Genomic DNA, 16,969 nt, shown 5'->3' on the forward strand with positions numbered 1-16,969 from the left:
ACACAAATGGGAATCTTTATTCTTTGTTATACTTTGATAAGAAAATACAAATGAACTTAATTTGAAGAAAAGTCATAAAAACTAAAGAGATGAAAAAAATTAAATTATACAGGGATATAATTAAAAAAAAGAAAGATAATCTGATATGTATAGTCTCTTAGTTAAAAATCACTAGAATTAAATCTAAAAATATAGTTCAGAATTTTCGGTAAAGGATGTGAATATCTTAAAAATAATAGTTTGATATTCAAAATCAATCTATAAAGTTATACTAATTAATTTTTAAAAAGGAGAAAAAATATGAATTTAAAACGAGTAGGTATCATTACACTTGCAACTGCTTTGGTTGCTCAAGCACCATTATATGTAAGCGCAGCAAAAGTAGGAGATTCTGAGAAAAAATCAGCAACATTAGAAAGTGATCAAACTTTATCTGCTACTAGTGATTTAACATTAACAGTCGGGGAACCTGTAACGAAAACTCTTCATGTTCAAGACCAAGCTTCAAGTAATAGTGAATGGGGAAGTTATGTTTCTGATGTGAAAGTGATTTTAACCGATATGGATGGAATTAATTATAAGGTAGTATACGGACCTAAAAGTGACGATGGGACTCATTATCAATATTTGGATGTAGTTCTTTCAGGGACTCCTACAAAAGCTGGTGCTGGGAGCTTTAGCCTAGAATATTATGATGGTGCTGGTAACGGTGGAGTATATCCATATACGGTGAATACACAGTCGACGACAACGGTGGAATATGTTGATCAGAATGGTACAAAGATTGCAGATGATACTGTTCAAAAAGGTGATTTGAATACGGCATATACGACAGAAGCAAAAATAATCGACGGCTACACCTTAGATGAAACAAAACTTCCTAGCAATCAAAATGGACAATTTGGTGAAACAAACCAAACTGTAACTTACACGTATACAAATAATCAAAATGCAGTAAATAAAGGAACAGTAGGTATTTCGTTTTATTCTGTAGATGGTAAATGTAAAGAGTTAGTGTCATCACTCAACTTATCATATGCATATCCAGATGGCGTACCAACAGATACTGTGACATTTGGTGATTTAGCAAAAGATGCCACATATAATGATTTAAGATCAGGAACATTAGACTCTGAAATATTATGGAGTGATGTGCTTAGTAATATGGTTGCATATATGAGTGGAGATATAGATGGAGCACAATTTGAAGCTGCTGTTGGGGCAAGTCCAGAAAAATTTGATTTAGATGGAATTGCTGCAAACTTCGAAGGATATGAATTTGATGAAGCCACTTATCAAGAAAATCTAAGTAAAATGGTTACTTTTGAACAAGATGGTGGTAATGTCAATTTACAAGTTCCATTTAAGAAAATAGCAGAAGTTCAAGCAGCAGCAGATGTGACCGTGAAATATGTGGACACAAAAGGAAATGAATTAGCACCAGCGGATACTTTAAGCGGAAATGTTGGCGCGGACTATACATCAGAAGCAAAAACAATTGCTGGTTGGTATTTAAAAGAAACACCTGCTAATGCAACAGGTACCTTCAGTGATAAAGCACAAACAGTCACTTATGTATATCAACAAATTGACAATTCTGTAAAAAGTGAAGTTACCATCAACTTTGTAGATAAAAATGGTAATAAAATTGCTCCTTCTAAAAAGATTTCCGGAGAACTTGGAACTCAGTATAAAGCTGTAGCGGAAGACATTCAAGGCTACAAACTGATTGCTCAAGATCCGGCTAATGCTTCTGGCGTATTCACAGAAGAACCACAAACAGTTAACTTCGTTTACGAAAAAGATGGTGTACCAGCAACGAATAACGGAACTGGCAACGGTCATAACAACTTGAATCAAAAGCAAACTAGTAAAATGGAACTTCCAAAAACTGGAGATACAAGTAGTCCACTTCTTATCTTGTTTGGTGGAGCACTCGTACTGGGCGCATTTGGTTTGTTCTTTAGAAGAAAACAAACGCAACGTTAATTTTAATTGATATAGATTCAACTTTTCTTATAAGCAAGAACATTTATTATCATTTGTCTAACCCATTGAAATGGGACAAGATGAGGAATCCCCCCTTAAGTTGTGCTTTTTATTGCACAGCTTAAGGGGGGGATTTTACATATTTTTTATGAGCGATGCACTATAAACCTTTCAGATAAGAATAATTTTAAAATTTAATTTTGTTTTTTCCTAGATTCTACAGAGTTCTTAAAAATGCTGCTATTTCAAGAAATTTAGTACAAAAAGGATTGCTTTTACCTTGCCGGATTTGCCACAACAGTTGGAAGAGGCAGGTCAATTCCGCCAGCCACAAGTGCGGCCCGAATTTCTTTCAATAAATCGCGTTTTACATTGAATTGTTCACCGTTCACAGCTTTTCCAACAACACGAATAATCATGTTTGTTCCGTCTGAATTTTCCACGCCAAGCACAACCGGTGTTTCCACGATGTTTTTATTGTGCTCTTTCATTTCTGTACAAACTTGACCAATAATCTGCATCGCTTTTTCCGTATCGGCGGTTGGACTAATCGCCACATCAACAAGCACACGCATATTTCCGCGCGAATGGTTACTCACGACCATAATTTGGCGGTTTGGAATAAAGTGTAGCGTCCCGTCGAAATCGCGCACTTGCGTCGTTCTGAGCCCCAAGTTTTCCACAATCCCATTCACAGCATCAAGCGTAATATTATCACCAACATCAAGCTGACGTTCAAGCAAAATAAAGAATCCAGTCACTACATCGCTAACAAGCCCCTGTGCCCCAAAGGCAATCGCTAAACTTAGCACCCCGGCACCCGCAATAATTGCCGTCACGTCCATGAAATTTTGCAAAATCAAAATCGCAAAGGTGAAAAATAAAACGTAGCTGTAAACATTAAAAGTCAAGCCTTCAAGCGTGTCTGCCCGACCAGGCGAAACCGCTTGATTGGCGCGATATTTTTTGAAAAAACTTTTAATGATTTTCCGACCGACATAATTTAATACAAAATATAATACAATTAATAGGGCAACGCGTATCCCAATGGAAATAACATTCCCCCAGAAAGCATCCCAATCAATTGTGCTTAACCATTTTGAAAACTGATTCACGATATGTGTCACGTCCTTCATTCTAAATTCTAGTCCATTGTATCAAACGAAGCGCTATCCAGCAACGGAACACATTAAGTGTGAAAAAAAAGGTTGCATTTTTTTGTTTTAAAGAGTAAGATAGATTTGAAAAAGTTATTAAATATGCTTTCATGTTACTGTCACGAACAGGCATGGAGAGGTGAAGCTGGTTTTACTGCCGAGTTTTTGCACCCTCCGTGCCTTTTTTATGTCTATTACCAATTGGAAAAGAAAGCATGCTTAGGAGGAATGGATAATGTTTAAAAAAATGTTCAAAAAAGAGAAAGACGAAACGATTTTTGCACATGCAACAGGAACTTTTGTCGCTCTTAACGAAGTACCAGATCCAGTGTTTAGCCAAAAAATGATGGGTGAAGGTATTGCCATTAAACCAACTGATGGCACGATTGTAGCACCTGCTGATGGAGAAATTATTCAGCTTGCTGACACAAAACATGCTTTTGGAATTCGCACAGAACTTGGTCAAGAAATTCTTGTTCACATCGGTCTTGAAACGGTTGCTTTAAAAGGCGAAGGTTTTGAAGTGCTCACGCAAATGGGTGCAAAAGTGAAAAAAGGCGACGCGCTCATTAAAGCCGATTTAGATTTCATTGAGAAAAATGCGAGCAGTACAATCATTCCAATGGTTGTGACAAACAGTGCAGAAGATAAATTTGATTTCGACTGGAAAGCTGTAACCAACACAATTGCTGGCGAAACAGAAGTGTTTGTTTCAAAATTAAAATAAGTTTTGAGTGAGGGAGTTACGGCTCCCTTGCTTAAAAATTGCGATAAGAGGGGGAGCCAACATGAAGATTATTCGGATATTAAATAATAATGCGGTGGTCGTTCGTGATGGTGACCAAGAAAAAGTCGCAATTGGTGGTGGCATCGCGTTTAATAAAAAACGCAATGATATTATCTCGCCAAGTAAAATTGAAAAAATGTTTGTCATGCAAGAAGAAGCGGAACATTTTCAAGAACTATTAAATCGTATCAACGAAGAATATTTTGCTATCTCTGAAGAAATTATTTCATATGCAGAAGCCACTTTAGGCGGAAAGCTAAGCGAGCACATTCATATCGCGTTAACAGACCATCTTGCCTTTTCCATTGAAAGAATAAAAGAAGGCATTATTTTGCAAAATAAACTTTTGAATGAAATTAAAGTATTATATGAAGCAGAATTTAAGATAGGTTTATGGGCGATTAATCATGTGAAAGAACGCTTTGGTCTTGATATGCCAATTGATGAGGCGGCTTATATTGCACTGCACATTCATACCGCAAAAATAGGCTCAGGCGACATTCATGAAAGTGTACGCCAAGCCACAATTATTTCTAGCATGGTTGAAACGATTACGACAGAACTTAACGTCTCCCTTTCAGGCCAAGATATTGCCTATGAGCGACTTATCACACATCTTCGTTTTGTTTTAAACCGTGTAGAGAAAAAAGAATTACATACGATGGACGATGAAATGCTAAACATGATTAAGTCCAAATTTGAATTTAGTTTTAATACCGCGAAGAAGGTTGCACTTCTCTTGCAAAGAGATTACAAAAAAGCCTTGCCTGATGCGGAATTAGGATATATTGCCCTTCACATTGAAAGACTTAGGAGTTTTTGGGGAAATTAAACTTATTTAGGAGGAATAAAGATGGATGTATTAAAAAGATTCGCGATTGGCGCTGTGTACCCAATTGTTGCCCTTATTATTATGGGTATTTTCTGGGTAGCGAGCCAAACTGGAATGGACGCAATGAAATCCATTTATGATGGTCTTGTGCTCATGTTCCCATTAATTGTTTCGATGGGTATCGCAATCGGAATGTCGAAAGATCAAAGCGGAGCAGCAGCCCTTGCAGGTGCTGTCGGTTGGTTAGTTTACGGAGCCGTTATTGTATCGCTAAACTATCCAAAAGATGGAGTCTTTACAACAACGGAATTTTCAGCGAATTTCAACTTCTTCAGTGGAATTTACATGGGAATAACAGCAGGCGTTTTATACAATAAATTTTATAATATTCGTTTGCCAGAATGGCTCGCCTTTTTCGGTGGACGTCGTTTTGTTCCGATTATAACATCTGTTGTAGCCTTATTCATTGGCGCATTCGTTGCGGCAATATTCTAAACATATCGAAAAAATGAAATGGAGGAAATGAAATGTTAGGTGGATTGCAAAAAATCGGAAAAGCGCTCATGCTGCCAATTGCCGTATTGCCAGCAGCAGGCCTTTTAAACCGACTAGGAGCAGATGATGTATTCAATGTACCATTCATCCACTCAGGGGGAGCAGCACTATTCACGTTCTTATCTTTACTATTTGCCATCGGGATTTCCATCGGTCTATCTCGTGATAATAGCGGAGCAGCCGGCTTAAATGGCGCGCTCGTATTCTTTATTTTAAACTTTGGTGTTATCGGTGTAAATGAAAGCATCAACATGGGCGTTTTTGCTGGTTTCATCGCCGGATTAACCGCACCAATTTTGTACAATTACTTATATGATAAAAAGTTTTTTGGAAATCAAAATTTTGTTGATGGTCGCCACGTAGCGATTCTCGTAAATGCAATTGCAGCACTTGCTTTAGTTGCTCTATTTGGTTGGGCTTGGCCAACGATTCAAGATGGTCTTGACGCTGTTAACGGCTGGATTACAAGCGCTGGTGCATTTGGTGCGGGAGTATTTGGCGTACTGAACCGCGCATTAATTCCAACTGGGCTCCATCACGTTTTAAACACATATTTATGGTTTGGTTACGGTGACTTTATTGATGCCGCAGGCCAAATGGTACACGGGGATATTAACCGCTTCTTCGCAGGCGATCCAACAGCTGGAACGTTCCAAGTAGGTTTCTTCCCAATCATGATGTTCGGTCTTCCAGGCGCTGCACTTGCGATGTACCTCACTTCGAAAAAGAAAAACCGCAAAGAAGTCGGTGGGATGATGTTCTCGCTTGCTTTTACCGCGTTTCTAACTGGGATTACCGAACCAATCGAGTTCACGTTCATGTTCATCGCACCGTTCCTATACGGAATTCACGCCATTTTAACGGGTGTGTCGATGTTTATTACAAACCTTCTCGGAATAAAACTTGGTTTCACATTTAGCGCCGGGGCAATCGATTTCGCCTTAAACTTCACGAAGGGCCATAATGCATGGCAGCTCATCCCAATTGGGCTCATCTTTACACTCATTTATTTCGTCCTCTTCTATTTCGTCATCAAGAAATTCAATTTGAAGACGCCAGGACGTGAAGATGAAACGGAAGAAGAATTAGCAGCAGAAATGCCAAATGCAAGCGTTCAAACGGCCGCAGCAGCAGTCGGTTCTACGGAAGCAGAAATGCCAGTTGGCGGTAAAGTCGATAAATACGAAGAAATGGCACGTGGCTACTTAGGCGGCCTAGGCGGACCAGACAATCTCGTGAAAGTTGACAACTGTACAACTCGTTTACGTTTACAAGTGAAAGATTCGGATTTACTCAACGAACCAGCGCTTAAAAAATCAGGCGCCCGCGGTGTCGTTAAACTTAATAAAGAAAATGTTCAAATTATCGTCGGCGCAGACGTTGAATTCGTCGCAGATAAATTGCATGACATTACTGGGAAATAATCTAAAGAGCGAGAATTAATTCTCGCTCTTTTTTACTTGAAAAGCCTAATCAAATTGGCGATAATGAAGAAAGAATGGAGTGGATAAATTTGTTAGAAGTCATTGTTCAAAATGCCGAAGATGCAAAACGCGCGGAACAGTTTGGCGCTGACCGAATGGAAGTTGTTTCGGCGATTAGTGAAGGCGGACTCACACCAAGTTACGGAGCCATTTCTGAAATTGTTAAAAATTCGAAGCTAGAAGCGATGATGATGATTCGGCCACACAGTTTTTCTTTTACATATGATGATGCAGACATTCGCGCCATGAAACGCGATATCGAAGTCGCAAAAGAAGTGGGCACAACAGGAATTGTATTCGGTGCTTTAACCAAAGAAGGGAAGATTGATACGGCATTACTTGAAAAAGTGATTAGCTGGAAAGGTGACTTAAAACTTACTTTTCACCGGGCGCTAGAGGACGCGTCTGACATCGAGGAAGCCTATCAAGTGCTCCGCGGATACGGCGAAGAGATTGACCAAATTTTGACGTCTGGAGGCACAAATAGCGCGCTTGATTCGATTCCACGCCTGAAAAGATGGATAGCAGATAGTAAAAATGCACCGAATTCATTCCGCATACTTGTCGGAAGCGGCGTATCGAGTGAAAACATTGCACAATTTCAGGAAGCTTTGAACCATACGGATTATCACGTTGGAAGCGGTGCCCGAAAAGACAGTAGTTTCGCAAATTCCCTCGACAAAGAAAAAATCACAAAATTACAACAAGCCATTCATTCCCTCTAAATGTAAGCCAAATAAAATATGCTCTGAAAAGCCGCCAATTTTGGTGGCTTTTTAGCTATCTAATTCGCGCAAGATAAGCTATAATAGACCAAGGAATATACGGAAAAGGTGGCAAAAATTGTGCAAAATTTAATTGGCAAAAGCCAAATGATGACAGTGAAAGAAGTTAAACAAGACGGTTTTCTTTTAGAAAAAGAAGGCGAACTCGTTTTATTAAAAAAAGGAAATAGCCAAAACCTAGACCTCGCGGTAGGCGACGACATTCAGGTTTTTGTTTACATCGATTATGACCACGAAGTTACGGCAACCACGACAATACCAAAAGTCCAAGTGGGGCATTACGGCTTTGGAACCATCACAAATGTTCGAAAAGATTTAGGCGTTTTCGTCGATATCGGCATCGAAAAAGATATCGTCGTTTCCATGGACGACCTGCCCGCACTTACGCACCTCTGGCCGAAAAAAGGCGACCGCTTAATGCTCTCTCTTCGGGTGGATGAAAAGCATCGGATTTGGGGCGAGCTTGGTTCGGAAACCGAATATAAAGCCATTTCAAGACGTGCAAAAGAAGATATGTTCAACCAAAATGTATCCGGTACGGTCTATAAGCTCCTAAAAATCGGTTCATTTGTGCTGACGGACAACTATGCAATCGGCTTCATTCACGAAAGCGAACGCACGAGCGAACCACGACTTGGTGAATACGTAAAGGCGCGCGTCATTGCCGTAAAACCAGATGGCACGTTAAATCTTTCCTTGCGCGGCCGGGTCCATGAAGTGCTCAGTGACGACGCCGAAATGATTTTGACCTATTTAAACAGTGTCGGCGGCGAAATGCCATTTGGCGATAAATCAGATCCCGATGCCATTCGCGCTAAATTCGGCATCAGCAAAGCCCAGTTCAAACGCGCAATTGGCACACTAATGAAAGCACGCAAAGTCACACAAGAAGACGGACTCATAACGAAATTAAATACAGCACCGCCTGAATCCGACTAAAGTTGTAGACACGCTTACAGCTATAGCGGTTTGTCCCATTAAGCGGAGTTTTCTATAATGAACCTATTAACGGCTTGATTTAGACAAAAAAAGGAGGTGTTCGTCATGAAAAAATTCGAAAGTTCCACGCTTTTTATTGGTCTTATTATCGTCATTGTTGGAATTGGTTTAGAAGTTTTATTTAAATGGCAACTTTTAATCATGCTTGCCATCGGTATTTTCTTACTATTTTCTTCGCGCAAGACTGATTTAACAAAGCGGAAGCAACGCAATCGTTTGTTTTTAGCAGCCGTATTTATTTTAATAGCCATTCTTCTCACTTCTACGTTTAAAGTAGGGTTAGTGATTGTTGGAATCTTTGCGATTTTTCATTACATTGGTCGTAAACGAGCGCCAGAACTACTTATGCTTGAAACAAGTGAGCCTGAATCAAAAACGGATAAGACGAACCATTTCATTCGCAATCAGTGGTTCGGCAATCAGCGTGTGTTAGATGTTGTATATGAATGGGAAGATATTAATGTGCAAACTGGAATCGGTGATACGATAATTGATCTCGGGAACACCGTTTTACCTACAGGAGAAAGCATTATTATGATTCGTGGTATATCCGGGAAAATTCGGTTGCTTGTTCCATTTGATATTGGCATTTGCCTAGAGCACTCAGCTATTTTCGGTAAATTACAATATGATAAGCAAAGTACAATGATGCAAAATAATACGGTCAAGATTTACTCGGATAATTATGATCGTTCAGCACGTAAAATTAAAATCGTCACATCCGTTGTGTTTGGAGATTTAGAGGTGATTCGTCTATGACTTATACGAAGACCCAAATGGCGCTTTGTTCAGCTCTATTACTTGGGGCTACGCTTGTCGGAACGCTCATTTACTATTTCGCAAGTAATTTAAGTTGGTATGAGCTCTTATTTCAATCTAAAATCCTATATTTACCTTACGTTGTTTTTGTACCACTAACGGCTGTTTCAGCAGGTGTAATTATCGGGGCTGTTTCTGGGTATGTTATTAAACAGAAATTTGAAGGCATCGATTTTGCAATTCGCCTACTTGAACAAGGGGATTTAGAAAAGAAAGTTCACGATGAAGATGAAGAAAATTTTGTTGAAGTACAGCAAGTGTACAAACAAATCGATCAGCTGCGCGAAAAAATGAAATCCCAAACGCTCTTAACGCAAAAAATAGCAAGCGAAAAAGCAGAAACAAGCGGTGAAACAAAAGAAGCGATTCTGTCAGAAGAACGTCACCGTATCGCGCGTGAATTGCACGATTCTGTCAGCCAGCAATTGTTTGCCGCCATGATGCTTTTATCAGCGCTGAATGAACAAGTTGAGAACAATGCTTCTCCCGTTTTGCAGAAACAATTAAAAATGGTAGAATCAATAGTAAATGAATCTCAATCTGAAATGCGTGCGCTACTCTTGCATTTACGTCCAACGCAACTAGAAGGAAAGTCGCTCAAAAAAGGTATGGAACAGCTTCTAAAAGAGCTAACAACCAAACTGCCAATTAAAGTGGAGTGGCAAATTGAAGATATTAAATTGCAAAAAGGAATTGAAGATCATTTGTTCCGTATTGTACAAGAATTACTCTCCAACACGCTACGTCATTCAAAAGCGGAATTGCTTGAAGTTCGTTTTGTTTTCATTGATAATTTAGCCGTTTTAAAAGTCGTAGATGACGGAATCGGTTTTGACATGAATAATGTGCCCCAAGGCTCATACGGCTTACAAAATATGCGTGAACGTGTCGCTGAATTTGGCGGGGTCATTAAAATAATTAGTTTTCCCAAAAAGGGAACAAGTGTAGAGATTAAAATTCCGTTAGTGGCGGAGAAGGAAGTGGACGACGAATGATAAAAGTTTTATTAGTAGACGATCATGAGATGGTACGCATTGGCGTATCTGCTTATTTATCTGTCCAAGATGATATGGAAGTCGTAGGCGAAGCAGAAAATGGTCTTGAAGGCGTAAAAATGGCAATGGACCTGCGCCCCGACATTATTTTAATGGATTTAGTCATGGAAGAAATGGACGGAATCGAAGCAACAAAAGAAATTATGCAACAATGGAAAGAAGCGAAAATCATCATCGTCACAAGTTTTATTGATGATGAAAAAGTGTATCCTGCACTGGAAGCTGGTGCGAGTAGCTACATGCTGAAAACATCGACAGCAAGTGAAATTGCTGATGCCATTCGCGCTACATACGGCGGGGATTCTGTGCTCGAACCTGAAGTGACCGGGAAAATGATGCAACGACTAACCGCAAAACCAGAAAAGAACTTGCATGATGATTTAACAAATCGCGAAAATGAAATTTTACTTTTAATCGCAGAAGGAAAATCAAATCAAGAAATTGCCGATGAGCTTTTCATTACACTCAAAACCGTAAAAACACACGTCAGCAATATTTTATCGAAACTAGACGTGCAGGACCGGACTCAAGCAGCGATTTATGCTTTTAAACATGATTTGGTTAAAAATCAAGGATAGAGAGGCGTTTTTAGAATGAAAGAAGGATTTGCAGTTATCGGCCTCGGCCGTTTTGGTGGAAGTATTTGCCGCTCTCTTATAGAGCAGGGAATGGAAGTACTCGCGATTGATTCGAGTGAAGAGCGCGTCAATGAATATATGTCGATTGCAACCCATGCGGTTATTGCGAATTCAACAGACGAAAACGCGCTTCGTCAGCTTGGCATTCGAAATTTTGAACACGTCATTGTGTCAATCGGTGAAGATATTCAGTCGAGTATTTTAACAACCCTCATTTTAAAAGAAATGGGCGTTAAATTCGTGACAGCAAAAGCGACTAGTGACAAACATGCCAAATTGCTCGATAAAATTGGAGCTGATCGAGTCGTTCACCCAGAACGCGACATGGGACGACGAATTGCCCACTACATCGTATCAAAAAACATGCTCGACTACTTGGAACTTTCCGATGAATACAGTCTTGTAGAAATTGCTGTGTCTGATCCAAGATTCCTCGGAAAAAGCTTACAAGAACTCGATTTCCGAAATGAATACGGCGTCAATATCGTCGGTATCAAACGCGACAAACAAATGATTATCACACCAGAAGCGCAGGCTGCTTTACACGATGGCGACATTCTTATCGTAATCGGTTCTGATGATGATATTGAACGTCTACAAGAAAAAATCCAATAGAAAAACGAGTGGAAATTTCCACTCGTTTTTTTTATACTTCCATAATGATTGGTAAAATCATTGGACGACGTTTTGTTTTTTCATATAGGAATGGTTGTAGTGTGTCGGTAATTTCATTTTTAATTTCCGACCATTGCGTCGTTTTACGTCCCATAACTTTATTTAAATGTTTTTTAAGCAAGTCTTGTGCTTCGCCAATTAAATTTCCTGATTCGCGCATATAAATGAATCCGCGGGAAATGATATCTGGTCCAGCCATTACTCTTGAGTTTTTCATATCAATTGAAACGACCACAGTAACAAGACCTTCTTCAGATAAAATGCGACGATCGCGCAAGACGATATTTCCAATATCACCAATTCCGCTGCCATCAATGTAGACGTTTGCTGCTTGAATTTTACCTGCCACATGGGCGGAATCACTTGTTAGCGCAAGCACATCACCATTGCCGCAAATAAAGCTGTTTTCAAGTGGCACATCGCACTCTGCTGCTGATTCAGCATGGATTTTTTGCATTCTATATTCCCCGTGAATCGGCATAAAATATTTTGGTTTCATCAAACGAAGCATTAGTTTTTGTTCTTGTTGGCCGCCGTGTCCAGAAGTATGAATGTTGTTTACTTTTCCGTGAATAACTTCTGCGCCTGCTTGATAAAGCAAGTTAATTGTACGGTTGACGCTAATTGTGTTTCCCGGAATCGGGGACGAGGAGAAGACAACCGTATCGCCTGGTTGAATTTGAATTTGACGGTGCGTCCCGTTTGCGATTCGCGAAAGTGCCGCCATTGGTTCCCCTTGACTTCCTGTACAAAGAATCGTTAACTCATTTGCCGGAATACGATTGATTTGGTTGGCTTCAACAAAAGTATCTTTCGGCGCTTTAATATAGCCAAGTTCACGACCAATCTCAATCGCGGACTCCATACTCCGACCAAAAACAGCGATTTTGCGTCCCGTTTCAAGTGAGGATTCCACAACTTGTTGCAAACGATAAATGTTGGAAGCAAATGTGGCGAAGATAATCCGACCAGGTACATCACGGAAGATGTTTTTAATACTTTCCCCAACAACGCGTTCACTCATCGTAAAGTTAGGAACTTCAGCGTTTGTGCTATCTGACAAAAGACATAACACGCCTTCTTTTCCAATTTCAGCCATTTTAGTTAAGTTAGCAGGCTCGCCAACCGGTGTGAAATCAAATTTGAAATCACCAGTGTGCACAATATTACCAGAAGGTGTTTTAACGACAACACCGTACGTATCCGGAATACTATGCGTTGTTCCGAAAAATGAAACGCTCGTTTTTCTAAATTTAAATACATCGTCTTCTTCAAACTCATAAATTTTAGCTTGACGAAGTAAACCATGTTCTTCTAATTTATTGCGAATAAGAGCGCTCGCTAGTTTCCCTGCATAAATGGGAATGTTAATTTGGCGAAGTAAATAGGGCACACCACCAATGTGATCTTCGTGACCATGCGTAATAAAAAGCCCTTTAATTTTATCTTTATTTTTCACTAAATAAGTGTAGTCAGGAATGACATAATCAATCCCTAATAGCTCATCTTCTGGAAACTTAATTCCAGCGTCAATCAAAATAATTTCATCTTGAAATTGTACGCCATACGTATTTTTACCGATTTCACCAAGTCCACCCAAGGCGAAAACAGCCGTTTCATTATTTTTTACAAATTTCATAAAATCTTACTTCTTCCAGAGCGAAAAGCCCGGTTGTCCTTCTTCATACGCTAAATGCTTGTCACTCAAACCTTCGATAAATTCGATGTGGAAAGGTTCATTTTTTAAATTTTGGCGTACTTCAACTTCATCATTTGCGTCCATGTATAAAGTTTGTGTTTTCTCTCTAACAGGTGTTTCAGTACTTGTTTCCTGATAAAATACTTTAAAAATCATTTTTTTCTCTCCTTAGTTATAAAAAATTAAAAAAAGTCAGCTTGTAAACTCTACAAGTCCTAAACTTTGATTTTAGTGTTTGCGGATATTAATTTGTAGGCATGGAAAAAGACAAAAGTAAAGTAGCACAGCAGGACAAGCTAATCCTATCTGCGTGCATCATAAAGTGTCATGTAAGGTTTTAATTAACATACCATCATTCCACGAATTTAAAACAAATTTGTGGGATGTGAACGTCATTAAAAACTCCTTTTTCCAAATGTATTTCAAGATTCTTTTTCTCCGAACAATATCCTTGCTTTCTAATATACCATAAAATGACATAAATGCTACTAGAATATGCCTTATTTTCGTAAAAAAGCTGTTTTTAGATGGATTTTCCCACTTTTTAAATGAATTTGTTATACTAAAGTAGAAGTCTAAGTACTGAGGAGTATGTCTAAATGAGTAAAATTGTATTTTTTGATGTAGATGGCACACTTGTGAATGAAGCAAAAGAAATTCCAGCTTCCACAAAAGAAGCCGTTCAAAAGCTTCAAGAAAAAGGCATTTTTGTGGCCATTGCAACAGGAAGAGCACCGTTTATGCTAGATGAAATTGCAAGAGAATTAAATATTCAATCCTTTGTCAGTTACAATGGACAATATGTTATTTTTGAAGGAGAAGTCATTTATAAAAATCCGCTCCCACAAGAATCCCTTGAACGCTTAATTACAGTTGCAACTGAACGAGAAAATCCAATCGTATTTTCAGCAAGCGATTCACTTCGAGTAAATTTACCTGATCACCCTGGTGTAGCAGAAGGCATGTCATCTATTAAACGTGAATATCCAAAAGTAGATGCCAACTATTATAAGGGACGCAACATTTATCAATGCCTCCTTTTCTGCGCCGAAAAAGATGATGATTTTTACGCGGAAAAATTCCCGCAGTATCGTTTCTTACGCTGGCACGACGTTTCCGTTGATGTTTGTCCAGCGAACGGATCAAAAGCAAAAGGCATTCGTGAGTTAATTAAAAAGCTCGGGTTTAAAATGGAGGACACATACGCATTTGGTGACGGCCTTAATGATATTGATATGTTAAAAGAAGTTGGGTGCGGCGTTGCAATGGGAAATGGGCGCGATGAAGTCAAAGCTGTAGCAGATTACGTCACACATTCAGTCGAAGAAGATGGTATTATGAAGGCACTTCAACATCTTGGGATTCTGTAGGAAAATTCTATTAATTTGAATAATATTAAGATAGCGATAAGTCAAAAGACCTGTTTTGTGGAAAAACGGGTCTTTTTTTTGGTGAAATATGTATGGTTTTATTCTTATTTACGTAAAATATGTTGTAAAAGTCATGTGACAGGTGTACTATATTAGATGTTGCTTTTATGCTGTAAAGCAGTTAATAAATATAAAGGAGTGTTAATATGAGTGAACAAAAAGGGCGTAAGCCATTTGTTCCTTATATCCCTGCATCGAAATCACTTCCAGAACTTACGGTTACATCTATCGTTCTAGGTATCATTCTTGCCATTCTATTTGGCGCAGCAAATGCTTATTTAGGATTAAAGGTAGGTCTAACAGTATCGGCATCTATTCCAGCCGCAGTTATTTCGATGGGGATATTACGAGGTATTTTTAAGCGGGATTCCATTTTAGAAAATAATATTGTACAAACAATGACAACAGCCGGCGAAGCCTTAGGTGCAGGAGCGGTATTTACGATTCCGGCGCTATTCTTAATGGGTGTTGAAATTAAGCAAATTATGTTGATATTCATCGTTCTTGTCGGGGGATTCCTTGGCGTATTCATGATGGTTCCACTTAGAAGAATGCTCATTGTAAATGAACATGAGACTCTTCCATACCCAGAAGGAACAGCTTGTGCAGAAGTTTTAAAATCTGGTGAAACAGGTGGCTCACAAGCAAAATTAGTCGCACTTGGCTTTTTAGCAGGCGGTAGCGTAAAAATACTTACAGACGGCTTTAAACTTTTTAAAAGTGAAATCCAAGTCGGCGTTTATAAATTTCAAGAAGCCTTCATTGGAACTCAAATTTATCCAGCATTAGTCGGTGTCGGCTTTATTATCGGCCCTAAAATTGCTGGTCAAATGGTAGCTGGTGGCCTTATGGCTTCATTAGTTTTAGTACCTTCCATCGCCTTTTTCGGGGGAGAGAGTGCGCAAATTATTTTTCCTGCAAGTGAAGCACTTAAAAATCTTGATGCAGCAGGAATTTGGGATAATTACATAAGATATATTGGCGCAGGGGCAGTTGCGGCAGGTGGACTGATTACACTTGTCAAAACTTTACCAGCCATTATTCAAACTTTACGCAGCACAATGAAAAGTATGAACAAAAATAAAGGTGGAAAAATGCTTGAATTAGAACGTACAGATAAAGATATTCCAATGAAATGGGTTATCATCTGTATTGCAATTCTACTCGTCATTATCGCCTTTGATCCATTCACAAATGTAGGGATTATTGGTGCGCTTGCCATCGGTATTTTCGGCTTTTTATTTGTAACAGTTGCTTCTCGTATTGTAGGGATTGTCGGAAGTTCTTCTTCACCAGTTTCTGGTATGACAATTGCAACATTACTTATTGTTGCGCTCGTTTATAAAGCTTTTGGTTATCACGGTGATGAAGGAATCATATTAACCTTAACCGTTGCGGCTATCGTCTGCTCAGCGCTTGCTGTTGCAGGAGATATTTCTCAGGATTTAAAAACAGGTTATTTAGTTGGTGGAACTCCTTGGAAACAACAAGTCGCAATGATGATAGGTGTACTTGCTAGTGGTCTTGTTATGGGATATATTTTAACCTTACTTGACAATGCTTATGGCATGGGTTCGGCTGAATTGCCAGCTCCAAAAGCAATGCTTATGAAAATTCTTGCAGAAGGAATTTTAAATGGCAATTTACCGTGGACGCTTATATTCATCGGCGTTTCAATTGCGATTGTCATTGAATTTTTAGGCATGAATTCACTCGTATTTGCAGTAGGCCTATACTTGCCACTAAACATTAGTGCAACCGTTATGTTCGGTGGCTTCGTACGAATGATTGTAAATGCAGTTATTAAGCATAAAAAAGAAAAAGATACAGAAGGAAAAGGCGCAGAAAGAATTGAGCGTGGGACATTGTTCGCATCCGGTTTAATTGCCGGTGAATCGCTACTCGGCGTTATTATCGCTTTCATCATTTCGATTAACGCAAACATCATTCCAACAGAAGTGCTCATTCAAAATCAGTGGTTACCATTTATCGTCTTTATAATCATCTGTACACTTCTTTATATTTCAACCGTTCCACGTTCTAAAAAAGCAAAATAGGAGGGACA

Annotated in this window: 16 protein-coding genes; 13 read left to right on the plus strand and 3 right to left on the minus strand. The window is 39.1% G+C overall.

All coding sequences use genetic code 11. The features are described from left to right. Positions 1-300 precede the first annotated feature (300 nt). Complete coding sequence (locus CFS04_RS00485) at positions 301-1,989, plus strand: MucBP domain-containing protein (protein WP_088808643.1); 1,689 nt, start codon at positions 301-303, stop codon at positions 1,987-1,989. A 275-nt stretch (positions 1,990-2,264) separates the two neighbouring features. On the opposite strand, the gene CFS04_RS00490 is transcribed toward CFS04_RS00485, so the two are convergent. Beyond that, positions 2,265-3,125 carry a mechanosensitive ion channel family protein gene (locus tag CFS04_RS00490; RefSeq protein WP_179946362.1) on the minus strand — a complete coding sequence of 287 codons (861 nt, stop codon included), beginning with the start codon at positions 3,123-3,125 and terminating at the stop codon, positions 2,265-2,267. 256 nt (positions 3,126-3,381) lie between these two features. On the opposite strand from CFS04_RS00490, the gene CFS04_RS00495 reads away from it, so the two are divergent. From CFS04_RS00495 to CFS04_RS00540, 10 genes are all read left to right on the plus strand, one after another. Continuing rightward, on the plus strand, positions 3,382-3,873 hold the full coding sequence (locus CFS04_RS00495) for a PTS glucose transporter subunit IIA (protein ID WP_088808645.1): 492 nt from the start codon (positions 3,382-3,384) through the stop codon (positions 3,871-3,873). Between the two features lie 61 nt (positions 3,874-3,934). Continuing rightward, positions 3,935-4,765 carry a PRD domain-containing protein gene (locus CFS04_RS00500; protein ID WP_088808646.1) on the plus strand — a complete coding sequence of 277 codons (831 nt, stop codon included), beginning with the start codon at positions 3,935-3,937 and terminating at the stop codon, positions 4,763-4,765. A gap of 21 nt (positions 4,766-4,786) precedes the next feature. Further along, positions 4,787-5,260, plus strand: coding sequence for a PTS transporter subunit EIIC (locus tag CFS04_RS00505; protein WP_088808647.1), 474 nt, complete (start codon positions 4,787-4,789; stop codon positions 5,258-5,260). 32 nt (positions 5,261-5,292) lie between these two features. Continuing rightward, a complete protein-coding gene (locus CFS04_RS00510) occupies positions 5,293-6,744 on the plus strand; it encodes a PTS transporter subunit EIIC (RefSeq protein WP_088808648.1) in 1,452 nt (483 codons plus the stop codon). An 89-nt stretch (positions 6,745-6,833) separates the two neighbouring features. After that, positions 6,834-7,529 carry a copper homeostasis protein CutC gene (locus CFS04_RS00515; protein WP_088808649.1) on the plus strand — a complete coding sequence of 232 codons (696 nt, stop codon included), beginning with the start codon at positions 6,834-6,836 and terminating at the stop codon, positions 7,527-7,529. Between the two features lie 120 nt (positions 7,530-7,649). Beyond that, entirely contained in the window at positions 7,650-8,528 is an 879-nt protein-coding gene (locus CFS04_RS00520) for a S1 RNA-binding domain-containing protein (RefSeq protein WP_088808650.1), read from the plus strand. A gap of 105 nt (positions 8,529-8,633) precedes the next feature. Continuing rightward, positions 8,634-9,347, plus strand: a complete 714-nt coding sequence (gene liaF / locus CFS04_RS00525; RefSeq protein WP_088808651.1) for a cell wall-active antibiotics response protein LiaF — start codon at positions 8,634-8,636, stop codon at positions 9,345-9,347. Next, positions 9,344-10,402 carry a sensor histidine kinase gene (locus tag CFS04_RS00530; RefSeq protein WP_088808652.1) on the plus strand — a complete coding sequence of 353 codons (1,059 nt, stop codon included), beginning with the start codon at positions 9,344-9,346 and terminating at the stop codon, positions 10,400-10,402. The genes liaF and CFS04_RS00530 overlap by 4 nt, the downstream gene beginning before the upstream one ends. Then, a complete protein-coding gene (locus tag CFS04_RS00535) occupies positions 10,399-11,040 on the plus strand; it encodes a response regulator transcription factor (RefSeq protein WP_088808653.1) in 642 nt (213 codons plus the stop codon). Before CFS04_RS00530 ends, CFS04_RS00535 begins: the two co-directional genes overlap by 4 nt. A gap of 15 nt (positions 11,041-11,055) precedes the next feature. Continuing rightward, the gene (locus CFS04_RS00540) at positions 11,056-11,715 is read left to right on the plus strand and encodes a TrkA family potassium uptake protein (RefSeq protein ID WP_088808654.1); all 660 of its coding nucleotides are present in this window, start codon (positions 11,056-11,058) and stop codon (positions 11,713-11,715) included. 31 nt (positions 11,716-11,746) lie between these two features. Here CFS04_RS00540 and rnjA read toward each other — a convergent pair whose 3' ends face one another. Together rnjA and CFS04_RS00550 are read right to left on the minus strand one after the other, a co-directional pair. Continuing rightward, on the minus strand, positions 11,747-13,414 hold the full coding sequence (gene rnjA / locus CFS04_RS00545) for a ribonuclease J1 (protein WP_088808655.1): 1,668 nt from the start codon (positions 13,412-13,414) through the stop codon (positions 11,747-11,749). A 6-nt stretch (positions 13,415-13,420) separates the two neighbouring features. Beyond that, on the minus strand, positions 13,421-13,630 hold the full coding sequence (locus CFS04_RS00550) for a DNA-dependent RNA polymerase subunit epsilon (protein WP_088808656.1): 210 nt from the start codon (positions 13,628-13,630) through the stop codon (positions 13,421-13,423). A gap of 443 nt (positions 13,631-14,073) precedes the next feature. On the opposite strand from CFS04_RS00550, the gene CFS04_RS00555 reads away from it, so the two are divergent. Both CFS04_RS00555 and CFS04_RS00560 read left to right on the plus strand, forming a co-directional pair. Continuing rightward, entirely contained in the window at positions 14,074-14,844 is a 771-nt protein-coding gene (locus CFS04_RS00555; RefSeq protein ID WP_088808657.1) for a Cof-type HAD-IIB family hydrolase, read from the plus strand. Between the two features lie 206 nt (positions 14,845-15,050). Then, positions 15,051-16,961 (plus strand): OPT family oligopeptide transporter, encoded by a 1,911-nt coding sequence (locus CFS04_RS00560; protein ID WP_088808658.1) that lies wholly within the window; start codon positions 15,051-15,053, stop codon positions 16,959-16,961. Positions 16,962-16,969 lie beyond the last annotated feature (8 nt).

It is taken from the genome of Listeria sp. ILCC796 (assembly GCF_900186175.1).
In the GTDB taxonomy this organism is placed as follows: domain Bacteria; phylum Bacillota; class Bacilli; order Lactobacillales; family Listeriaceae; genus Listeria; species Listeria goaensis.

What these genes read in the sequence shown, in the direction of transcription:
- CFS04_RS00485 (WP_088808643.1), top strand. Translation starts at nt 301, where the DNA reads ATGAATTTAAAACGAGTAGGTATCATTACACTTGCAACTGCTTTGGTT.
- CFS04_RS00500 (WP_088808646.1), top strand. Translation starts at nt 3,935, where the DNA reads ATGAAGATTATTCGGATATTAAATAATAATGCGGTGGTCGTTCGTGAT.
- liaF (WP_088808651.1), top strand. Translation starts at nt 8,634, where the DNA reads ATGAAAAAATTCGAAAGTTCCACGCTTTTTATTGGTCTTATTATCGTC.
- CFS04_RS00495 (WP_088808645.1), top strand. Translation starts at nt 3,382, where the DNA reads ATGTTTAAAAAAATGTTCAAAAAAGAGAAAGACGAAACGATTTTTGCA.
- CFS04_RS00530 (WP_088808652.1), top strand. Translation starts at nt 9,344, where the DNA reads ATGACTTATACGAAGACCCAAATGGCGCTTTGTTCAGCTCTATTACTT.
- CFS04_RS00555 (WP_088808657.1), top strand. Translation starts at nt 14,074, where the DNA reads ATGAGTAAAATTGTATTTTTTGATGTAGATGGCACACTTGTGAATGAA.
- CFS04_RS00505 (WP_088808647.1), top strand. Translation starts at nt 4,787, where the DNA reads ATGGATGTATTAAAAAGATTCGCGATTGGCGCTGTGTACCCAATTGTT.
- CFS04_RS00535 (WP_088808653.1), top strand. Translation starts at nt 10,399, where the DNA reads ATGATAAAAGTTTTATTAGTAGACGATCATGAGATGGTACGCATTGGC.
- CFS04_RS00550 (WP_088808656.1), bottom strand. Translation starts at nt 13,630, where the DNA reads ATGATTTTTAAAGTATTTTATCAGGAAACAAGTACTGAAACACCTGTT.
- CFS04_RS00560 (WP_088808658.1), top strand. Translation starts at nt 15,051, where the DNA reads ATGAGTGAACAAAAAGGGCGTAAGCCATTTGTTCCTTATATCCCTGCA.
- CFS04_RS00490 (WP_179946362.1), bottom strand. Translation starts at nt 3,125, where the DNA reads ATGAAGGACGTGACACATATCGTGAATCAGTTTTCAAAATGGTTAAGC.
- CFS04_RS00540 (WP_088808654.1), top strand. Translation starts at nt 11,056, where the DNA reads ATGAAAGAAGGATTTGCAGTTATCGGCCTCGGCCGTTTTGGTGGAAGT.
- CFS04_RS00510 (WP_088808648.1), top strand. Translation starts at nt 5,293, where the DNA reads ATGTTAGGTGGATTGCAAAAAATCGGAAAAGCGCTCATGCTGCCAATT.
- rnjA (WP_088808655.1), bottom strand. Translation starts at nt 13,414, where the DNA reads ATGAAATTTGTAAAAAATAATGAAACGGCTGTTTTCGCCTTGGGTGGA.